Source organism: Ruegeria sp. SCP11, assembly GCF_040329455.1.
GTDB lineage: Bacteria > Pseudomonadota > Alphaproteobacteria > Rhodobacterales > Rhodobacteraceae > Ruegeria > Ruegeria atlantica_E.
Map to the genome: position 1 here is coordinate 223,173 of NZ_JBDZYG010000003.1, position 21,193 is coordinate 244,365.

Annotated in this window: 15 protein-coding genes; 10 read left to right on the plus strand and 5 right to left on the minus strand. The window is 55.0% G+C overall.

Annotated elements, in window-relative coordinates:
• Positions 1–345: 345 nt before the first annotated feature.
• From ABLN94_RS06530 to ABLN94_RS06540, 3 genes are all read left to right on the plus strand, one after another.
• Positions 346–2,133: an ABC transporter ATP-binding protein gene (locus tag ABLN94_RS06530; protein ID WP_352990629.1), complete on the plus strand. Its 1,788-nt coding sequence runs from the start codon at positions 346–348 to the stop codon at positions 2,131–2,133.
• Between the two features lie 116 nt (positions 2,134–2,249).
• Positions 2,250–3,122: a glycosyltransferase family 2 protein gene (locus tag ABLN94_RS06535; protein WP_352990632.1), complete on the plus strand. Its 873-nt coding sequence runs from the start codon at positions 2,250–2,252 to the stop codon at positions 3,120–3,122.
• Between the two features lie 501 nt (positions 3,123–3,623).
• Positions 3,624–5,972: an alginate lyase family protein gene (locus tag ABLN94_RS06540; protein ID WP_352990634.1), complete on the plus strand. Its 2,349-nt coding sequence runs from the start codon at positions 3,624–3,626 to the stop codon at positions 5,970–5,972.
• 290 nt (positions 5,973–6,262) lie between these two features.
• Here the strand turns inward: ABLN94_RS06540 and ABLN94_RS06545 are convergent, their stop codons facing one another.
• A complete protein-coding gene (locus ABLN94_RS06545; protein ID WP_352990637.1) occupies positions 6,263–7,039 on the minus strand; it encodes a FadR/GntR family transcriptional regulator in 777 nt (258 codons plus the stop codon).
• A 336-nt stretch (positions 7,040–7,375) separates the two neighbouring features.
• Here ABLN94_RS06545 and ABLN94_RS06550 point away from each other — a divergent pair, with 336 nt between their 5' ends.
• The 4 genes from ABLN94_RS06550 (at position 7,376) to dld (ending at position 13,484) form a co-directional block, all read left to right on the plus strand.
• Positions 7,376–8,425 (plus strand): TRAP transporter substrate-binding protein, encoded by a 1,050-nt coding sequence (locus ABLN94_RS06550; protein ID WP_170494538.1) that lies wholly within the window; start codon positions 7,376–7,378, stop codon positions 8,423–8,425.
• Positions 8,426–8,541: 116 nt separating this feature from the next.
• On the plus strand, positions 8,542–10,605 hold the full coding sequence (locus ABLN94_RS06555) for a TRAP transporter large permease subunit (protein WP_352990640.1): 2,064 nt from the start codon (positions 8,542–8,544) through the stop codon (positions 10,603–10,605).
• A 12-nt stretch (positions 10,606–10,617) separates the two neighbouring features.
• Positions 10,618–11,769 (plus strand): alpha-hydroxy acid oxidase, encoded by a 1,152-nt coding sequence (locus ABLN94_RS06560; protein WP_352990643.1) that lies wholly within the window; start codon positions 10,618–10,620, stop codon positions 11,767–11,769.
• Between the two features lie 17 nt (positions 11,770–11,786).
• The gene (gene dld / locus ABLN94_RS06565) at positions 11,787–13,484 is read left to right on the plus strand and encodes a D-lactate dehydrogenase (protein ID WP_352990646.1); all 1,698 of its coding nucleotides are present in this window, start codon (positions 11,787–11,789) and stop codon (positions 13,482–13,484) included.
• Between the two features lie 54 nt (positions 13,485–13,538).
• Here dld and ABLN94_RS06570 read toward each other — a convergent pair whose 3' ends face one another.
• The 4 genes from ABLN94_RS06570 to ABLN94_RS06585 form a co-directional block, all read right to left on the minus strand.
• Positions 13,539–14,045 (minus strand): hypothetical protein, encoded by a 507-nt coding sequence (locus ABLN94_RS06570; RefSeq protein WP_352990649.1) that lies wholly within the window; start codon positions 14,043–14,045, stop codon positions 13,539–13,541.
• 261 nt (positions 14,046–14,306) lie between these two features.
• On the minus strand, positions 14,307–15,368 hold the full coding sequence (locus tag ABLN94_RS06575) for a flavin monoamine oxidase family protein (RefSeq protein ID WP_352990651.1): 1,062 nt from the start codon (positions 15,366–15,368) through the stop codon (positions 14,307–14,309).
• A 20-nt stretch (positions 15,369–15,388) separates the two neighbouring features.
• Complete coding sequence (locus ABLN94_RS06580; protein WP_352990654.1) at positions 15,389–16,057, minus strand: cupin domain-containing protein; 669 nt, start codon at positions 16,055–16,057, stop codon at positions 15,389–15,391.
• 148 nt (positions 16,058–16,205) lie between these two features.
• Positions 16,206–17,093, minus strand: coding sequence for a LysR family transcriptional regulator (locus ABLN94_RS06585; RefSeq protein ID WP_352990656.1), 888 nt, complete (start codon positions 17,091–17,093; stop codon positions 16,206–16,208).
• A gap of 124 nt (positions 17,094–17,217) precedes the next feature.
• Here ABLN94_RS06585 and ABLN94_RS06590 point away from each other — a divergent pair, with 124 nt between their 5' ends.
• The 3 genes from ABLN94_RS06590 (at position 17,218) to cysK (ending at position 21,179) form a co-directional block, all read left to right on the plus strand.
• A complete protein-coding gene (locus ABLN94_RS06590; protein ID WP_352990659.1) occupies positions 17,218–17,841 on the plus strand; it encodes a glutathione S-transferase family protein in 624 nt (207 codons plus the stop codon).
• A 73-nt stretch (positions 17,842–17,914) separates the two neighbouring features.
• Positions 17,915–19,975 carry a pyridoxamine 5'-phosphate oxidase family protein gene (locus tag ABLN94_RS06595; protein ID WP_352990662.1) on the plus strand — a complete coding sequence of 687 codons (2,061 nt, stop codon included), beginning with the start codon at positions 17,915–17,917 and terminating at the stop codon, positions 19,973–19,975.
• 124 nt (positions 19,976–20,099) lie between these two features.
• Positions 20,100–21,179, plus strand: a complete 1,080-nt coding sequence (gene cysK, locus ABLN94_RS06600) for a cysteine synthase A (RefSeq protein WP_352990665.1) — start codon at positions 20,100–20,102, stop codon at positions 21,177–21,179.
• Positions 21,180–21,193: the final 14 nt, after the last annotated feature.

Sequence of the window (21,193 nt, forward strand, 5' to 3'; positions counted from 1 at the left end):
ACATGCCCGTCACATTTCTCCTGCGATCTCAGTATGTACCAGAAAGCCCGAGGTCGTGGCGTTACGAATTTGATGCTTTGGGTGTACCATAAACTTTAGGTTTGGATTGACGGGCATACCAATTCCAAACGTATGTTCAAAACAACTGGTTCTCTGACGGCTTTAAAGCGAGCCCTTGAAAGGCTGCTATTTTCCCAAGGATGCAGGTTTGAGCGTGGTCTCCTCCTACGTACGATCGGTGTCTACTATTGCGACCTGACGAATTCATGACCAAGTAGGTGGGGTTGCATAACGGCCCGAATTCGATCAGGAACAAATGCAACTCGGATACGTTGGAATTTTGCATTGCAGAAAACAAAACTGAATATTGCAGAAACGCTGAACAATTCGATCTTATGGCGCTTGTTACGGGAAAACCTGAAATCTCAGAGGGTCCCATACATTATTGCCATACTTGCAATGGTGTTTGTTGCAGCTACCACCGCTGCCATCGCTTTCATTATGAGAGATGTCGTGGACTCGCTGTTCGAGGCAGATAATGCCTCGCAGGTCTTGAGTGTCTCCATCGCAGTATTTGTAATTTTTCTGGTCAAAGGGGTTGCAACCTACGTACAGGTTGTAGCCTTGACGCGTGCTGGTAACCGAATTGTTTCGCTTCAGCAGATAAAACTCTATGATAAGTTGCTGCGTCAGGGCGTGTCTTTCTTCAATCTTACGGAAAGCTCTAATCTGCTGATGAGGGTTACCCAATCTGCTCAGGCAGCGCGCCAAGTCATCGAGACGATCGTTACCACGGCCGTTCGCGACACGCTGAGCTTGATTGGATTGTTGGCGGTTATGTTCTACCAGCAACCTCTGTTGTCGCTTTTCACTTTGGTAATTGGTCCTCTTGCGATCTGGGGCGTCAGAACTCTTTTGCGAAGAGTGCGAGAGATCGCAGATATGGAAATGCAATCTCTTGGGGGGATCATGCAAGTGATCCAGGAAACGTCTGGTGGTATCCGGGTCATAAAGTCGTTCGGGCTGGAAAAGCGGATGGCCGATCGCATGTACGAGTCCGTCAAAAGTGTCGAGAAACGCCGAAATAAACTAGCACGTCTACAAGCTGCTACTAGCCCTTTGATGGATGTCCTTGCGGGCTTTGCCATTGCGTCAGTCATTGGTTTGAGTGCGGCCAACATATTCGGGTCTGGGAAATCCACGCCCGGAGAGTTGATGTCATTCGTGACTGCATTGATGATGGCATACGAACCAGCCAAAAGGCTGTCACGCGTTCGCGTCAAGCTTGAGATCGGTTTGCGGCGTGTAAAAATGCTGTTTAATCTACTGGATCAACCTGAAACCTTGGCTGAGGGAAAGGATCCCCAAGCCCTGCCTTCCGGCCCCAGAGAGATAAAGTTTGAGGATGTCACCTTCGGCTATCGCACCATCGAACCAATACTCAAAGACTTTTCCCTAACTTTTGACGCTGGAAAAACCACCGCGCTTGTTGGTTTGTCCGGCGGAGGAAAATCGACGATCCTTAACCTCGCGCTCCGCCTTTACGACCCGCAATCTGGCGTGGTCGCGATTGATGGGCAGGACGTTAAGCATGCTTCGTTTGCAAGCCTACGAGCGAACATGTCGTTTGTCGGACAGGAAACCTTTTTGTTCTCGGCATCTATTGCCGACAATATTCGGCTGGGCCGAGAAGGGGCGTCGCGGCAGGATGTGATCGAAGCCGCAAAAGCCGCAAACGCCTACGATTTTATCACAGACCTCGAAGACGGTTTCGACACTCTTGTAGGCGAAAATGGCGCTTTCCTGTCTGGTGGTCAAAAGCAGCGGTTGGCGATCGCCCGCGCCTTGTTGCGGGACAGCCCAATTTTGCTGCTTGACGAGCCGACAAGCGCACTCGACTCGAAGTCCGAACACCTAGTGCAGGAGGCCTTGCAGCGGCTGACTTCCGGGCGCACAACCATTATCGTCGCCCACCGTCTTTCCACTATTCTTCATGCTGACCAAATCGTGGTGATTGAGGCCGGTCAAGTTGTTGAAAAAGGAAACGCCAAAGAGCTGCTTAAAAATAACGGCCCATTTCGGGCTTTGTATGATCATCAATATGCGAATGTTGTTCATGCTGACCAATTATAGGTGAATCTAGACAAAGCGTTGCCAGTCCAGTGTAATTTCTCGCCGGCGACGCCACCCATTCGCAAACTTCTGACGTCAATAGAAATCCGCGATGGCCTAATACGGTAAGAAATGACATGGATGCATCAGTTATAATTCCGACTTACCATAGCTGGGACAAGCTGCAGTCGTGCCTGGATTGCCTTGCGTCTCAGACTGTTGAGCCACAAAAATTCGAGATCATTGTGGTAAACAATGACCCCTTGGATTCCACTCCTGAAGACTTCCGGCTTCCGACAAATGCGCAGATACTCACGGAAGGCAAACCGGGGTCTTACGCTGCCCGAAACAGGGGGATTGCCGCCGCGAGCACCGATCTGCTGTTTTTCACCGACTCTGATTGTTTGCCGGTGCCCGAATATGTCGAAAGCGGACTACGTATCGCACAGGAGCACCCAGAATTTGGCCGTTTTGGGGGTGATGTAGTGCTTGTTCCCAATGGCTCCGAATGGACAGCTGTTGAGTTGTACGATTACCACCTCGGTCTTGAGCAAAGGAAATGGGTGGAACGCGGCCGCGCCGTCACGGCCAACCTCATCGTGCGCCGCGACATGTTTGACCGCGTCGGTTTGTTCAACAGCGAGGTGTTATCAGGGGGCGATATGGAGTGGAATGATCGGGCGACTGCGGCAGGTGAGCCGATTTTTTTTGCCGCCGACGCAATCGTCCGCCATCCCGCCCGGTCCACTTTGCGCGAATTCGCAACAAAAGTACGTCGTATCGAAGGGGCGAGGTTGCGCCGAAACGCCGGACGCGGTGCCTTAAACTATGTCCCACCGATCCAAAAACTGATCCCCTCATTCCGAACGTTCAAAACCCTGCGGAAAAAGCCGGACCTCAATTTACGGCAGGTTTTGGCTATTTGGAGGGTACAATACGTCCTGCGTCTAGTTATGATCTCAGAAACATTTCGGCTTCTTTGGTTTCGACAGTCGGATATTCGAAAATAGCATTAGGTCAATAGTTGTGCGCCACGGCTTTGTTTAGAGTGTTATCATTTGGCAGTGGTTACTGAGCAGCCTCTGTTCCATGGGTATGATGGTTTCTGGGGCAGAATTTGAGCCTCGCGGAGGCCGAAAAAGCCCTCCCCGATGAGCTTTCGCCCGTTGAAGCTCTCGCACTGTCCTTTATCCAACGGTAATAGGTTTGCAAAGACTAATCCGCCTGATCGCATTGAAACTCGACATACCTTGCCACTTCAGCGTCTCGACCTGTCGTAACTTCGAAATACCCTTCGGGCTTTAATCGCTTGTTCGTCATTCTTGGCCCTTTGTCTCCTAAACATGGTGGTGAACCAGTTCGGTTGAGGAGGCTCATGGGTGGCGACAACGTGGTAGAAGCCCGAGCTTGCACTTCGTGAGCGTTAGTGAGATTGAGAATAAGTATTTTCAGCGTCAGTGAATTCTGAAGCACTTGCACCGCTTCACTTTACGCAAGAACAGGTTGAATCAATGATCATGAAGTTGGGAACAGAGGCGAGAAAACCCACCCGCTCTCTGGAGGAACGAATTCGCCGTAAGAAACGGCGCAATCTCATACTCATCCTACTGTCGCCTGTACTTGTTCTGTTATCTCCCGTGTTGTTGCCAATCTACCTGGTGATGCGCAATCGAAAGAGAAAAATGCGCGTGGCGGGATTACAGCGCCCCAAAGGCCGCATGGGTGAAATCGCCGGATCGCTTGCGTCCGTTGCGCCTGCGGTGAGGGACGAAGGGGAAGAAGAACGAGTCAATTCTTTGCCCGATACGTTTGCACTTTGCCGCATCATTGGGAACGATCTGATCCCCCGGCATGCCGCTGGTCAGTCTTTGGCGAACTTAAAGTTCATTCTGGAAAACGAACCTGAACTTGAAAACTGCACCAAGCTTTGGATTCTCAACCGGATTTTTGATCCTGATAACGAAGCAAAATTGCTTTCACTACTGGATGAGCATCAACAGACGTATGAAAGAATCCCCTTCGATGCCGATGAATTGCAAACGACGGGCTATGACTTTGAAACATTCGAAAACCCGTTGGTCTTTTCTGATGGCACGCTCGATTCGGTGGAAGCGGAAACTCGAGCCAGAATGGTAACTCAGGCCTACCGAGCTAAGAACAACTATGTCATGAACAATAACGGCGCGCGAAATGCAGCACTTAAACTGTGCTTGCATCATGCAAAATGGGCGCTGCCGTTTGATGGCAATTGCTATTTTACCAAAAATGCCTGGGGCTCATTTCGCGATGACGTTGTGGCCAATAGGGACAAACGTTATTTCACAGTCCCAATGGCTCGGATGCAGGACAATGCGGACCTTCTTGATGACGACGCCACGTTTAATGCGACTGAAGAGCCACAGATGGCGTTCCGGTGCGACGCCCCCCTGCGGTTTGATGAGACCCACCCCTACGGTCGTAGACCAAAGGTCGAACTGTTTGTTCATTTGGGTATAGAGGGCCCGTGGCAGTATTGGCTAGTGGATTTCTTTGACAGCCCGCCGCGAAAAGTCAGTCCGGAAGGCCACAGAGTTGCACAGGCGGGCTGGGTAGCTCGACTGTTTTCCGGCCAATCGGGCTTGGAAAAAGAAGGTACAAAAAGCTTAAAGAATCGGGGGTTGGCAAGAAATGAAGCTATCCGCGCGACTCTGGACATGCTGGAAGCGAGCAAGGTGACAGAGAAATTGCGGGGTCATGGCCATTTCTTCTACGACCCCGATCGACTTGACGTACTTTCGGCCAATTTCAGTGACCCAGATTACATCGCGCTCCTTTCTGCCGCGGATGAGGCACTGACCCGTGGGCTGTATTCTGTGACAGATAAGCCAGAGCCAGCGCCAAGTGGTGACTTGAACGATTATTTTCACCCTGCGCCCTACTGGTGGCCCAATCCCAAGAAAAAAGATGGGCTGCCCTATATTCGTCAGGACGGCAAGCGGGTACCAGGAACACGGCTCTATGAGGCCGATAGCGACCGATATGATAGAACCCGATTGCAAAGGCTTTTCGACGATACAACTGTGCTTGTCCTCGCGGCGCGCGCGACCGGAGAAAAAAAATACTCGGACAAGGCCGAAAGCCTGATTCAAACATGGTTCATCAACGCAGAAACGAGGATGAACCCCAATCTGAATTTCGCTCAGGTGCGCAGGGGGCATCAGGATGACAAGGGGCTACACCACGGCGTGATCGAAACAAAGGACTTCTACTTCTTCCTCGACGCGGCTCAATTTTTGGAAAATGAAGTGCTTATTGAGGGACTGAAAACCTGGTGTTCGGAATTTTTGGGGTGGCTGACAACCAGTGAGCAAGGTGCCGATGAATGCCGAGCCGTGAACAACCACGGTACCTGTTTTGATCTGCAGACGGCGTCCATCGCAGCCTTTCTGAATGACGTCCAGACGCTGCAAGAAATCAATTTGAGAGCCCAAGCACGGATACTCGGCACTATCACACCGAGTGGCGAGCAACCGCATGAGATGGAACGCACGCTGACTCAGCACTACTGTACGTTCAATGTGCAATCCTGGATAAACCTGTTTAATTTGCTGGAAAGTGTGGGGCTTCGTCCTTGGAGCAGCGCCGCCGGAGAGAGATTGATATCAGCAATGAAACATCTTCTTTCAGAGTCCGGCGAAGGGTGGAGTCACCCACAGATTGAGCCGTTCAATATGGCGCGCCTGGTTCCGATTGACTGTGCATTGCGTGAGCGGACCGGAACAGGAATATGGAAAACAGAGGATGCACCCTGTTGTTATTACCCTCATGATGGGGTTGCGCCTTTCTGGCGCCAAGCCAGCGGATACAGGATTGCCCAATAAATTCTTGCGGAGGACGGCCAATTGGATGCTGAAAGTGTCTGGTATTCCTGCAAGCTCTGTCGCAGGATTTGCTGGTCTTAGGCCTCGGACTTATTGATTTAGACCTATGATCTTACTTCACGAGTGACCCAGATTTTGGCGGAACGAAGCGCCTATGGCGGGCCTAATCATGCCGAGCGTGCATATTTGGGCGAGAAGAAGAACAAAAGCAAATCGTAATAGATACCGAGCTTTGGTAAGTTGAGATTGTGGTAGGGGTCTCACTTATAAGGCGTCCCCGGTTCTCCCAACTACCGTTCAGACAGCAGCCTGCGTTTTTCTGCCATGGCTTCGCGGCGGTTGCGTTCGATTCCCAATCTGAAGGACTCCTCGACAAAGTCGATATGGTCAACGGCGGCTTTGGCGGCGCGTTCCTCATCTCCTTCGATTACCGCTTGGCCCAGCTCCAAGTGCTGAGCCAACAGCTGCCGCCCCGTTCCGTCTATCGTTTTCAGGAAATCGCGGTTGTAGAACACGCCCTTTCGGGTGAGTTCGTAAATTGAGGCCATGATATGTATCAGGGTCGCATTTTGACTTGCATCCACGATTGCGGAATGCAGAGCAAAATCGGCCTCCTGCGAGGCCTTGGTATCGTTGTCACGCCAGGCGCGCTCATTTTCGGCCAGAATTTCGGCGATCCGCTCTTTGTCGGCCTTGGTCGCCCGCCGTGCAGCGAGGCGGGCGGCAAAACGTTCCTGCTCGCGCCGGTACTCCAGATAGTCAAAAAAGGCGGGTTCGTGTCGTTCATACAGCGCCAGCAGCGCGGGCATCATTGCCTGTCCGGTTAGCGCGGCAACGAAGGTGCCTTCGCCATGTTGGGTGGTCACCAGCCCGCGTTCTTCCAGAACCGCGAGGGCTTCTCGCAGTTTCGGTCGTGACACGCGTAGCATCTCGGCCAGATCGCGTTCGGAGGGGAGTTTGCGACCCTGTTTCAGAATGCCCGACGCGATCAGATCCTCAATCTGGGCCACCACGGCATCGGCCAGCGATTCGTGTCCAACCGGTTCAAAAATCGCCGTGGGGCTCATGTTGCCTTGCCTCTGCTAGCTGCGGGACCTGGGATTACTGGTAAATAAACATAACCATTTTCGTGAAAAATTCAAGCGAGCGTGTCGGGCGGGTGTTTGAAGCGCAGCCTAATGATTTTTCAAGAAAAACAGGCAGGCAGCATGAGTCATGGGCTTTTGCCTTATCTTACTGAAGCTCTGGCTTCCCGTAGCGGTGGGACCAGTCGTCCTGACCAGTGGTAAATAAAATTGTTGACTGGTTTGCATTGGTAAAGTTAATTTACCACCGGAGAGGTGCTGGAAGAGCCTGCGCCGCTGATTGGGGTAGATGCCCTGACCAACCCTGGAGGAGAATTCATGAAAAAGACCCTGACGAGCCTCGCCGTGGCCGCCAGCCTGATGGCCGCACCTGCGGTTGCCGCTGACAAGCTGTTGCTGAAAACCCCGATTGCGTTCTCGACCGAACTGCCGGGCCTCGGCTCGCCGATCCCGCGCGTTGCCGAACAGTTGGACGTAATGTCGGGCGGCACACTGAAAATGAAGGTTTATGAACCCGGCAAGCTGGTTCCGCCGTTTGAAATCCTGGACGCTGTGTCCACAGGCAAGATCAACTCGGGCTACACCACTGCCGGTTACTGGGCGGGTAAAATCCCGGCTGCACCGCTGTTTTCCGCCGTTCCCTTCGGCCCCGAAGCAGGCGAATATATGGCGTGGCTGTATTACGGAAACGGCCTGACCCTATACCAAGAGATGTATGATCAAGCGGGTTACAACGTTCACGTTCTGCCTTGCGCCATCATTGCTCCGGAAACTTCGGGCTGGTTCGCGTCCGAGATCAACTCGCCCGAGGATCTGAACGGCCTGAAGATGCGCTTCTTCGGTCTGGGCGGTAAAGTGATGCAGAAACTGGGTGTGGCTACTTCGCTGCTGCCGGGTGGTGAGATCTTCCCCGCGCTGGAAAAAGGCGCCATCGACGCGACCGAATTCTCTATGCCCGCCATCGACGCGCGTCTGGGCTTCCACAAGCTGGTGAAATTCAACTACTTCCCTGGCTGGCACCAGCAGGCGACCGTGTTCGAACTGTTGATCAACAAAGATGTCTGGAACGAAACCAGCGACCAGCACAAGGCGATTATCGAAAGCGCCTGTAAGGCTTCGATGGCTGACAGCTTTGCCGAAGGTGAAGCGATCCAGCACGCGGCTCTGATCGATAATGTCGAAAACAACGGCGTCACCATCAAGCAATGGTCGCCCGAGATGCTGGATACGTTCCGTGCGACTTGGGAAGAAGTTGCCGCTGAAGAAGCAGCAAACGACGCCTACTTCGCGAAAGTCCTGGCCGACATGAAAGAATTCCGTGACGGCTACGACCTGTGGAAAACCAACGCTTTCCTCCCTCGTCAGTAACCTCCCGACTGACGATACCGGGGCGGCCGTACCCGCCGCTCCGGTAACACCCTCTCATATTCGGAATTTCTAACCAATCACTGACCGCATGTCGGGCTGCTGAGCGAGGAATGACCATGGCCAATCCAAAGAACTTCAACGATCCGGTCGAAGCCTATGAAGGCATCCTGGAACACCCCGAAACTGACCGCCAGAAGATCGCCGTCGCGATCGACACGAGCGTAAAGGCGATCGGTCATGTGGTCATGTGGGCAAACGTACTGCTGATGGGGGCGATCTTCGCTCAGGTGTCGCTGCGCTATCTGTTCAGCCAGAACTATCCCAAGCTGGACGAGATCCAGTGGCATTTCTACGGCATCGTCACGATGATCGGTATTTCCTATGCCTTGATCACCGACAGCCATGTGCGGGTTGACGTGCTGCACATGCAATTGTCGCGCCGCGCGCAGCGGGTGATAGAAGTGATCGGCATCCTGACCTTGCTGACCCCGTTCATTTATCTGATGGTCGACCAGGGCTACGACTATTTCTACGAAAGCTTCCGCGTCAACGAACGCTCGGACAGCCCCACTGGTTTGCCTGCACGTTGGGCCTTTAAGGCGGTCATTCCGATCAGCTTCATTCTGCTGGCGCTGGCTGCCTTGGCGCGACTGATCCACGATGGCCATGCGCTACTCTACGGGCCGGAGTCCGAACGCGAGGGCGCCCCTCTACGCCGCATCTTGCTGGTGCTGGCTGTGTTCGCCGCCGTTTGCGTGGGCCTGACTTTCCTAGTGGAAACCACCGAGGAAAAGTTGGTTATCGCGATGTTCCTGACCTTCATCGCGCTGCTCTTCACCGGATACCCGGTAGCCTGGGTTCTGGCAGGTGTCGGTGTTGCGTATTGCGGTTTGGCCTACCTGTTCGACAACGACCTGATGCTGTGGACAGGGCTTGAGAGCACTTTCACTGGCCTTGACTACCTGACCCTGGGCGCGGTGGTGAACCGGGTCTACGCGACAATGTCCAACGCCGTTCTGGTTGCGTTGCCGATGTTCATCTTCATGGGCCTGATGCTGGACGAATCCGGTGTAGCCGAGCGTCTGATGTCGTCGATGCAGCGCCTGTTCGGTACAGTACGCGGTGGTCTGGCGATCACGGTAACCTTGATCGGCATCATCCTCGCGGCTTCGACCGGGATCATCGGTGCATCCGTCGTGCTGTTGGGTGTGCTGTCACTGCCCACCATGATGCAGCAAAAATACCAGCCGACGCTGGCTGCCGGTGTAGTCTCGGCGTCTGGTACTCTAGGCATCCTGATCCCGCCGTCGATCATGCTGGTGATCATGGCCGACCAGATGGCCCTGTCTGTCGGGGACCTGTTCATGGCCGCCGTCTTCCCCGGTGTCATCATCGGCGGTTTGTACCTGACTTACATCTTCATACTTGCGCTGGTGAAACGCGATGCGGCCCCCGTGCCCGAAGGTGCGAAAGCCCCTGACTGGGCCGCCGTCAAAGACGTGCTGATCGCCGTAATCCCGACGCTGATGCTGATCCTCGCTGTGCTGGGGTCGATCTTCGCCGGTCTGACCACGCCGACTGAAGCCTCAGGCATCGGTGCACTGGGCGCGACGTTGTTGGCGCTGGGTTACCGTAAGCTGACCTTTGCCAAGCTGTGGAACGTGCTGGTATCGACCTTCAACACCACCGCTTACATCTTCGCGATTTTCCTGGGCGCGACCGTGTTCTCGTACGTCCTGCGTGAACTGGGCGGAGACGAACTGATCGAGCATGTGGTGCAATCCACCGGCTTTGGTGCAAATGGCACGGTTCTCTTCATCCTGTTCATCGTCTTCCTGCTGGGTTTCGTACTCGACTGGATTGAGATCACCCTGATCGTCCTGCCGCTTATGCGCCCGATCGTGAACGGGTTGGGCATCGACATCCCCGGCTTTGGCGTTCTGGATGAACCGGCGCTGGTTTGGTTCGTGATCCTTGTTGCGGTGACGCTGCAAACCAGCTTCCTGACACCACCGGTGGGCTTTGCGCTATTCTACCTGAAAGGCGTCTGCCCGCCCGAGATCAAGCTGATGCATATCTACAAGGGCATCATCCCCTTCGTCCTGTTGCAGCTGACTGGACTGGCGCTAGTCTTCCTGTGGCCGACCCTCGCCACTTGGCTGCCCTCGGTCGCCTACTAAGGAGTTGACCCGATGCGACTGAACCAATGCCATAACTTTCATGACTTCCGGCGGCTGGCCAAACAGCGGCTGCCGGGGCCCATCTTCAACTATATTGACGGTGGCGCGGATGATGAGGTGACGTATCGGGAAAACACCAACGCGTTTGACCGTTGCGATCTGTTGCCCTCGGTTCTGCGTGGGGTGTCCGAAGTGGACATGTCCGTCACGGTGATGGGGCAAAAGCTGGATATGCCGGTCTATTGCTCACCCACCGCTTTGCAGCGCCTGTTCCACCATCAGGGCGAACGCGCGGTCGCGGCGGCGGCCGAGAAATACGGTACCATGTTCGGGGTCTCCTCGCTGGGGACCGTGTCACTTGAGGAACTGAGGCAAAAGCACAAGAACCCCCAAGTCTATCAGTTCTATTTCCACAAAGATCGCGGCCTGAACTCTGCAATGATGCAGCGCGCGAAAGAGGCAGGTGTTGAGGTGATGATGTTGACCGTCGACAGCATCACCGGTGGTAACCGCGAGCGTGATTTGCGCACCGGCTTTTCGATCCCGTTCCGGCTGACGCTTGGCGGCATGATCCAGTTTGCGATCAAGCCGATGTGGGGGATCAACTACGTCACTCACGAGAAATTCCGCCTGCCACAGTTGGAAGAACATGTGGATATGGGCGGTGGTGCTAGCTCGATTGGTGGGTATTTCACCGACATGCTCGACCCGTCGATGAACTGGGAAGACGTGGCTAAAATGGTACGCGATTGGGATGGTCAATTCTGCCTGAAGGGCATCATGACTGTCGAGGATGCAAAACGTGCCGCCGAGATTGGCTGTACCGGAATTATCCTTTCGAACCACGGTGGTCGCCAGTTGGATGGCTCACGCACGCCCTTCGACCAACTGGCCGAGATTGTGGATGCGGTCGGCGACAAGCTGGATGTAATGATGGACAGCGGCATTCAGCGCGGAACCCACGTGCTCAAAGCATTGTCGATAGGCGCAAAGGCGGTTGGGGTCGGGCGGCACTACCTGTATCCGCTGGCCGCTGCCGGGCAGGCGGGTGTCGAGCGCGCTTTGGGCCTGATGAGGGCCGAGATCGAACGCGACATGAAACTGATGGGTGTCACCAGTGTCGACCAACTGAGCCGCGAGAATATCCGCTTTCGCAACGCCTAAACCGAAACGAGGCCGCCATGACCAATGACGAGTTGATCAAACATTTCCGCTCTATCGTCGGATCGCGCCACGTTCTGACGGGCGAGCGCGCGACTGAGAGGTTTCGGCGCGGTTTCCGCTCGGGCGAAGGCCAGGCGTTGTGTGTCGTTCAACCGGGTAGCCTATTGGAGCAGTGGAAGGTACTTCAGGCTTGTGTCGAGGCTGATAAAATCGTCATCCTGCAGGCCTCAAATACCGGCCTGACAGAGGGGTCCACCCCCAAAGGCGGGTATGAGCGCGATGTTGTGCTGATCAACGTCAGCCGAATGAATGCTTTGCATCTTTTACAGGACGGGCAGCAGGTGCTCAGTTTCCCAGGCGCATCGCTGTTTGAGCTGGAAAAGCAGCTGCGACCGCTGGGGCGTACACCCCATTCGGTGATTGGTTCCTCCAGCATTGGAGCTTCTATTCTGGGTGGGGTTTGCAACAATTCCGGCGGTGCTCTGTGCGAGCGCGGCCCCAGCTATACCGAGCTTGCGCTGTTTGCCCAAATCACTGCGGATGGCGAGCTGAAATTGGTAAATAACCTGGGTCTGGAACTGGGTGAAAGGCCGGAAGAAATCCTGACGCGGCTTGAAGCTGGGGACTTTGAAAAGAATGCCCCGACGCCGGAAGGCCGAAATGCTTCAGATCCGGACTACACCACGATCCTCCGCGACGTCGATGCTGATACGCCCTCGCGGTATAACAACGACGACCGGCTGCTGTATGAGGTTTCCGGCTGTGCGGGAAAATTGGCGGTCTTCGCAGTGCGGCTTGATACCTTTCCGACCTACGGCCGTGAGCAGGTTTTTTATATCGGAACAAACGATCCCGCTGATCTGACAGAGTTGCGACGCCATATTCTGAAGAATTTCGAGACTCTGCCTGTCTCGGCCGAATACGTGCACCGTGAGTGTTTCGACATTGCAGCGAAATATGGCAAGGACACGTTGGTCATGATTGACAAGCTGGGGACCGATCGGCTGCCGATGTTCTTTGCCTTGAAAGGCGCGGTGGATTCACGCTTGAACAAGTTCGCTCTGACCCGGGGTTTTACTGACAAGTTTATGCAGGTTGTCTCAAAGCTCTGGCCCGAGCATCTGCCTAAGTTCCTGTATGACTATCGCAACAAGTATGAACACCATCTCATCCTGAAAATGCATGACGGCGGTATTGAAGAAGCTGCGGCATTCCTGCCTGATTTCTTCGAGGGGCGCGGAGCTGAGTTTATCACCTGCACACCGCGTGAAGCCAAGATTGCCGGTCTGCATCGTTTTGCAGCTGCTGGTGCTGCCGTGCGATATGGCCACGTTCACGCGGATGAGGTCGAAGAGATTCTGGCGCTGGATATTGCGCTGCGCCGCAATGACCGTGACTGGTTCGAAACTCTACCAGCCGAAATCTCCGATCAACTCGTGGGTAAGGTCTATTACGGCCATCTGATGTGCCACGTGATGCATCAGGATTACATTGTCAAAAAGGGGTGTGATCCAAAAGAGATCAAAGCGGCGATGCTCAGGATTTTGGATGAACGCGGTGCCGAGTACCCAGCCGAACATAATGTCGGCCATCTGTACAAAGCCAAGCCTGACCTTGCTGCGCATTACACGAGCTGCGATCCGACCAATTCGTTCAATCCGGGGATTGGGAAGATGTCAAAGGCGCGGAACTATGGGGAAGACCGCGCCATTTAACTGTTGCTCTTCGGAAAGGCCAAGTGATTTGCTCTCTTGGCCAAAGCTTCAGGCTTAAGACCAGCGCTCGATCAGGCGGATAACCCAGACCAGCACGATGCCATAAAGCACGTGCCCGGCCAGTGCGACCCAAGCGATGCCAGTAAAGTTCAAGAAGAAGGGCAGACCAGCAATGGCGGTGATGCCCCCGATGGCAAAGACCCAAAGCCCAAAACCATAGATGGCCGAGCCGAGAAAGATGTGACGGCCTTTGAAGATCGACGTCCAGATCGGGTTGAAGACATAGAGCCAGCCGATCGGATAACCGATCAGACCCACCAGATAGAAATGGACGAAGTAGCCTGCAAACTCACCGTTGGGTAGTCCGAGAGTGCCAAGCAGGCTGCGTGCCAAACCATGCGGGGACAAATTGGCAAAACCGATGGCTGGGCTGATCAATTGCCCCCATAGGTCAAACGCATTGGAGGCGAAGAAACCCGAAATGAACATCATGCCCAAAAGGGGGATGCTGAACTTAGGGAACAGCCCCGTGGAAACTTTGGAACTTTCTGACATCGTCATTGGGAGACCTTTCATTCCGGTAATGTTGCTTGCGTTCTTAAATCGGGAAGCGGCGGGTGATTTCAACGTATTGAAAGAGCTCTCACGCACAGGTGACAACGTGCGGATTTTTGAAACAAATTTGAGGCATCGTCCAATCGCCGGTTCGCGCGACCTACCGTTGTTCATCGAAGTCCCATTTACGACGAAGCTCCAAACGGCATGTTTCAACCCGTCGAACCCTCGCGCGGGTCACATTCGGAAATGCGGCTTTGGAACCTCTTAAACCTTTTCTTTTTCGATCAGCAGCAGCGCATTTTCCGCTGCCTCAAGCGCACCTTCAAGATACCCGCCGAACTGTGTCGCAACCTCGGTGCCGGCAAAAATCAGACGATTTCCCCAAATACGGTCCAAAGCACGTGGCATTCCATAGTGCGGGTGCGCATACATGGGCTGCTGATCGAGCGGGGTAGCGGTAAAGGGTTCAAACACCCAATCCACGATCCGCAGTGAAACCGGCTCGGCCGCTTCCAGTCCGAAAAGCCGGACCAGCTGATCCGACAGCGCCTGCCGCAAATGTAGTTCGTCCCGACGGGCCTGTGGAGGGAGGCCGATGAACCCGAACAGCGCATAATGTCCTCCCAAAGCAGGTGAGGCGTCGTGCAGCTCTACCATCGGTCCATGACGGCTCATCGCGCCGCCGGAAAGGCCCGCTTTGCGCCAAAAAGGGGTGTCGTAGGTAGCAATGGCCTTGGCCTGACCGGCCATCCACGTCGCGATCCCGGACATAGCTTCCCGCGTTGCCTGAGGCAGGGCAGGGGAAAACGCGATCCGGCTTGCGACTCGGGGCGGCAGAGCCAAAACCACTTGTTGTGCCCGGATCGTCAGGCCATTTTCCGAAGTAGCGGTAATTCCGTCGTTATCCCGGTTCAGCGCGGTGATCGACGTGGACAGCTTTATCCGATCTGCAGGAAGTTCGGCGACCAGTGCATCGGTCAACGCTGCCATCCCTCCTTGAAGGCGGTAGGGCTCCTGCATGGAAGCAAAACTTCTGCCCCATTCGACGCGCCCGGTTTCGTCCTCAAAGCAAAGCGCGCCGGTTGAATATTGTTTGAACCACTTCAGACCCAGTTGATCAACCAAAGCGGCAATACGTGGCTGTCCTGGCCAATACCAGGCTGGGCCGAGGTCGAAAAACCCGTTTCCTAGCCGTTCGGTGAGGATGCGACCGCCTGGTCGATCCCTCGCTTCTGCCAGCAGCACATCATGGCCCCGCTCAAACAGCTGGGTCGCAAGGCTCAGGCCGGAAAGCCCGGCGCCAATAATTAATACCCGCGTCTCCATCGATGGTACCTTTTCAAACGCTAGACGGCTGGTGCCTTGGCATAAGGCAAGTGCCCGGATTTCATCCAGATTTTAGCGCCTTCGGCGCCAGCAGTGGCTGACAGTTTTTCGCCTTCGGGCAAGCGTAACCAGCCGTTCTTGTGCAGAACATCTTCTCCGTTCGTTATGGTGCCATCTATGACCAAAAGCTCAATTCCTCCCGATGCGTCGGATTCAAGGGACACGCCAGGATCAAGATGGCTGTAGGTTACGACTTCGCGCGCGTCGCTGTGCAGGGTCACGATCGCCAGACCGTTCACCGGGGCTGGCAGTTCGTCGGCCATATTTTTGCGGAACTGGTTTCGGTCTTCCATATCGAATTGCCAAAGCTTCACAAAGATGGTGCAACCTGGTTCAGACCCCGGTGTGTGTGATGTCGTGGGGGGATTGCGCACATATGTGCCAGCAGGATAGTCACCGTGTTCGTCCTGAAAGACTCCGTCAAGCACGATGAACTCTTCGCCGCCAGTATGAGAGTGTGCCGAAAAGTGGCTGCCCGGTGCGTATCTCACGATGGTGGTGGCGCGGGCGACCTCACCTCCGATCCGATCCAACATGCGCCGGTCCACGCCTTTCATCGGCGAGGGCTGCCATTTAAGCTGATCGGAATGAACGACGACGCGGGAGGAAAAGTCGGAGTTGAGTTCCATGATGAAGGTTCCTTTCGACGGCTGAATTTAGATGGCGTCACTTATCAGCGTTTGCGCTCGTTAGACCTACGTGGGGATAGGAAGATTGGTCTGCAACATAGGATGAATTCTGATTTGGAAACTCACGGGGGTGTGAGGGGATCGGATTTCACGACCCGCGCAATTGCGTGACCAGATGCTCGATTAGAGCCCTAATCCGTGCGGTCAGGTGGCGGTTTTGCGGATAAACGGCGTATAGGCCCACCGAGACAGCCTCCTGTGACTCAAACAACAATTTCAGTTGGCCCGAGGCCAAAAACGGCTGCGCTGTGTATAGGGGGATACGCCCGATCCCCATGCCATCTGCCGCCATATTTGCGACGGCACGTGGTGAATTCGCGCGGAAATTGCCTGCAACGGTAACTGAATACGAGCCATCTGTTCCCTTGAAGGCCCAGTGGTCGAAATTGGTGCCAGCAGTTTGCAGCAGACAGTTGTGGGTAGGCAACGCGGCTGGGCTACTTGGGGTTCCATGCTGTGTCAAATACTCGGGCGACGCACAGCACACGATGCGCATGTCCATGAGCTTGCGTGCCACCAGTGTCGAATCCTTCAGCGCCCCAAACCGAATAGCCAGATCATAACCTTCCTCGACCATTGAGACGTGATAATCTGACAGGTGAAGTTCGACTGAAACTTTGGGATGTTGTGTCTGAAATGGCTTCAGCAGGTGAATCAACTCGGCCGAGCCATAGCCGGTTGGTGCAGTGATCCGAATGCGGCCCGCCAGCTCGGTCTGCCGTTGTTGGACAAGACCTTCCAGTTCATCAAACTGCTCAAGCAGCGGTAAACAACGTTCGTAGTAGGATCGACCTGTATCTGTCAGGGTCACGCTGCGTGTCGTGCGGTTGAACAGTTGTGCGTTCAATCGGTCTTCTAACTGGCCGACATATTTGCTAGCCAGTTTGGTGCTGATGCCAATCTGCTTTGCACCTTCAGTGAACGAAGAATGTGCCGCTACGGCCGCGAATGCGCGCATGCCCTGAATTGTGTCCATTGTCTACGCTTTGTTCATAGTAATTCACCAAATTAATATATTATCGCCATTATTAAATCAAATTAAGTCTGGTGCTCAGTCGCTGACCCTCAGCAAAACCCCCAGTCAGAGAAAGAGCTATCAGATGCCCAACACGATCCGAATTCACAGCTTTCCGTTGTCCGGTCATGCCCACCGCGCTGTACTTTTTGCCAGCTTGGCCGGCATCAAACATGAAGTCATCGACGTTGACCTTGCCGGTGGTGAGCATAAGCGCGAACCGTTTCTGAAGCTGAATCCAGCGGGTCAGGTGCCCGTGCTGGAGGACGGCGATACGGTTGTCACCGACAGCAACGCCATCTTGGTCTATCTGGCCCGGAAATACGCGTCGTCTTACTTGCCGTCCGATCCGGTGCTGGAGGCCGAGGTGCAGAAATTCCTGACGCTCGCCGCCGGTGAGATCGCCTTTGGTCCGGCCGCTGCACGGCTAATCACTGTTTTTAATGCGCCCTATGACATGGATTTCACCCATGCGATCGCCGCCAAAGTCCTGAAAAAGTTGGATACTCATCTGGAGGGGCGTGATTGGCTGGTTGGTGATGCGCCCACCATCGCGGATGTGGCGATCTACAGCTATACCGCGCATGCGCCCGAAGGCGGTGTGTCGTTGGAACCCTATGCAAAAGTGCGCCGCCTGCTGACCAATATTGAGGCGTTGAACGGTTTCGTTCCGATGCCCAGCACCGCAGCTGGCCTCAACGCCGCCTGATCTGAATGTGCCCATGGTCAGTTGCGCGCAGGCGTTGCTGACCAGCCAACTCCGAAGACATATGAGGTCTGTCATGAATGCTCCGGTCACACCACAAAAGTCGCCGTTTCACGCGGGCGAACGGGATATGCAATCCCGCGTGGGTAAGCGGGACAAGATAGAGGAACTGGGGCGCAACTTCATTCGCCCGTTCATGCCCGATCAACACCGAGAGTTCTTCGGCAAATTGCCCTTCATCGTCATTGGCAGCGTCAATCCAGACGGATGGCCCTGGGCGTCTATGATCTCTGGGTGGCCCGGGTTTATGACTTCACCGCACAACACGCGATTGGATATCGACACCCGACTTATAGAAGACGATCCGCTCAGCACTGCGCTGAAAGCCGGTGCGCCGATCGGCTTGGTTGGAGTCGAGCTGTCCACGCGCCGCCGCAACCGCATGAATGCCACCGTAAACCAGGTCGAAGATGATGGATTCTCGCTGGATGTGGTTCAATCCTTTGGCAATTGCCCGCAGTACATCCAGACCCATGAGGTTTCTTTCGTTAGGGAACCCGAGGCCATAATCGACCGCCGCCGCAGCGACCGGTTCTTTGAACTGGACGGGCAGGCGCGCGGAATTATCGGCTCAGCCAATTCCTTCTATGTTGCAAGTTCTGTAGAAACGATGGACCACACGGGCGTGGATGTCTCGCACCGGGGTGGGCGGTCTGGGTTCGTCAAGGTCGAAGACAACAGTCTGCTGGTGCCGGATTTTGCCGGCAATAATTTCTTTAACACGCTGGGAAATTTTCTGGTGAACCCACGCGCAGGCTTGCTGTTCCCGGACTATCAGACCGGCGATCTGCTGATGTTAACCGGGACGGTCGAAGTTTTGCCGGACAACCATCCCGATATCGCGGGTTTCCAGGGGGCAAGTCGGGGCTGGCGATTTCATTTGTATCACGGGTTGCGCATCTATGATGCTCTGCCCTTCCGGGGCGAATTTCAGGAGTTTTCGCCCAACAGCCTGATGGCGGACAGTTGGCAGGCGGTCGAGACACGGCAGAAGGCCGAAGCGTCGCGACGACAATGGCGATCCATGCGGGTGGCCTCGGTGAAGGACGAAAGCGAGACAATCCGTTCCTTCCTCTTTGAGTCTGCGGACGGATTGCCCTTGCTGTCTTTTGAGGCGGGCCAGTTCCTGACGATCCGTGTCCGCGCTGACAGCGAAAAACCGGTGACGCGGACCTACACGGTTTCTTCTGGCCCCGGTGATCCCGGTTACCGTATTTCTGTCAAACGCGAACCCGGTGGCACCGTGTCGAACTACCTTCACGATAGGCTGTCCGTCGGAGATCTGGTCGAAGTCAAAGCCCCCCAAGGTCAATTCCACCTGAATGCCAAAGAAACCCGTCCCGCCGTGTTGATTGCGGGCGGGGTTGGGATCACACCGATAGTGTCAATGACCCGCCATGTGCTCAACGAAGGGCAGCGGACTGGCCACACTCGTCGACTGACCATCTTCCACGCGGCACAGACCGTCTCGCAAAGGGCATTTCACACAGATCTACGCCGTGCCGAAGCCACCAGCAGTGGCAAGATTCGATATGTATCGGTCATTTCCCGCCCCGAGCATGACGCTCGCGAAGGTTCGGACATTGATGCCAAGGGCTACATCACGCCTGAGTTGATCCAAGAAAAACTGGCACTGGATGACTATGATTTCTTCCTCTGCGGACCGCCTCCCTTCATGCAATCCGTCTACGATTTGCTACGTGATCTCGGTGCGCAAGATGACCGAATTTTTGCTGAGAGCTTTGGCCCTGCCTCGCTGAAACGACGTTTGGATGACGAAGCTACCCCCTTCCGTCCGGGATCGGAGGCCGAAGAGGCAGTGGTTGTTTTTGAGGCCAGCGCTAAAAATGTGCGGTGGAAACGGGGCGAACCTACGCTGCTGGAAACTTCCGAGGCGCAGGGGTTGGCTCCCTCTTTCTCGTGCCGCTCCGGGTCGTGCGGCAGTTGTCTGACACGTAAAATCTCTGGCCAAGTCGCGTATCGCTCTGAGCCGACTGCGGATCATGCCGAAGATGAGGTGCTGATCTGTTGTGCCGTCCCTGCCGAAGGTTCGGATAGGGTGGTGCTGGACCTCTGAGACCTCTCGCGTAGCGGGTGTAAACCACGGGGCTTTTCGACATTTTCTCGAAACGGTTCGGGACATTGTCATGTGTGAGGGGTAGAAAGGTCTGAACGCTCAGCCGAAAATGTGAGGAAACCCAATGACCGACCCCAAGCTCAGAACCACATCGGGCAATGGCCGTATCTTTGACAGCGTGCTCGACACGATCGGTAACACGCCTACAATCCGCATCAACAATCTGGGGCCAGAGGGCGTCAACCTGTTTGTGAAGTTTGAGGCGTTCAATCCCGCTGGGTCGGTAAAGGACCGTCTGGCCGTCAATATCATTGAGGCGGCCGAGCGCAGCGGAGCACTGAAACCTGGTCAGACAGTCGTCGAGGCGACCAGTGGCAACACTGGCATTGGTCTGGCCATGGTCTGTGCGCAAAAGGGCTATCCGCTGGTCGTTACCATGGCCGAAAGCTTCTCGACCGAGCGCCGCCGGTTGATGCGCATGCTGGGGGCCAAGGTCGTTCTGACACCGAAAGCGGAAAAAGGCTTTGGGATGTATCGTAAAGCCGCGGAACTGGCCGAGGAACATGGCTGGTTTCTGGCGCGTCAGTTCGAGACTCAGGCGAATGCCGAGATCCATGCTGCTACAACTGCGCGGGAGATTTTGGGAGACCTCAACGGTGATCGGCTAGACTATTTCGTGACGGGCTACGGCACGGGCGGCACGGTTACCGGTGTTTCACGGGTCCTGCGCGCCGAGCGGCCCGAGACAAAAATCATCCTCTCCGAACCCGCCAACGCGCAACTGGTGGGAAGTGGCATCGCGACCGAGCGGGGCGAAGAGAGTGATCCCGTTTCAAGCCACCCTGCGTTTGAGCCGCACGTGATACAGGGATGGACGCCGGATTTCATTCCGGCGGTGTTACAGGAATCCATCGACAATCGTTATTTCGATGAACTGATCCCTGTGTCCGGTCCAACAGGAGTTGAATGGGCGCAAAAACTGGCGAGTCAGGAAGGCATTCTGACCGGAATATCAGGCGGTGCGACCTTTGCCGTTGCGATGCAAATCGCTGAACAGGCCGAGCCTGGCGCGTCCGTGCTGTGCATGTTGCCCGACACCGGAGAGCGGTATCTGAGTACGCCTCTCTTCGATGCTTTCCCTGTAGACATGACGGATGAAGAAGCCGAAATCTCGCGCTCCACTCCGGGATACCACATCGGCTAACGGTAAAGCGTTTC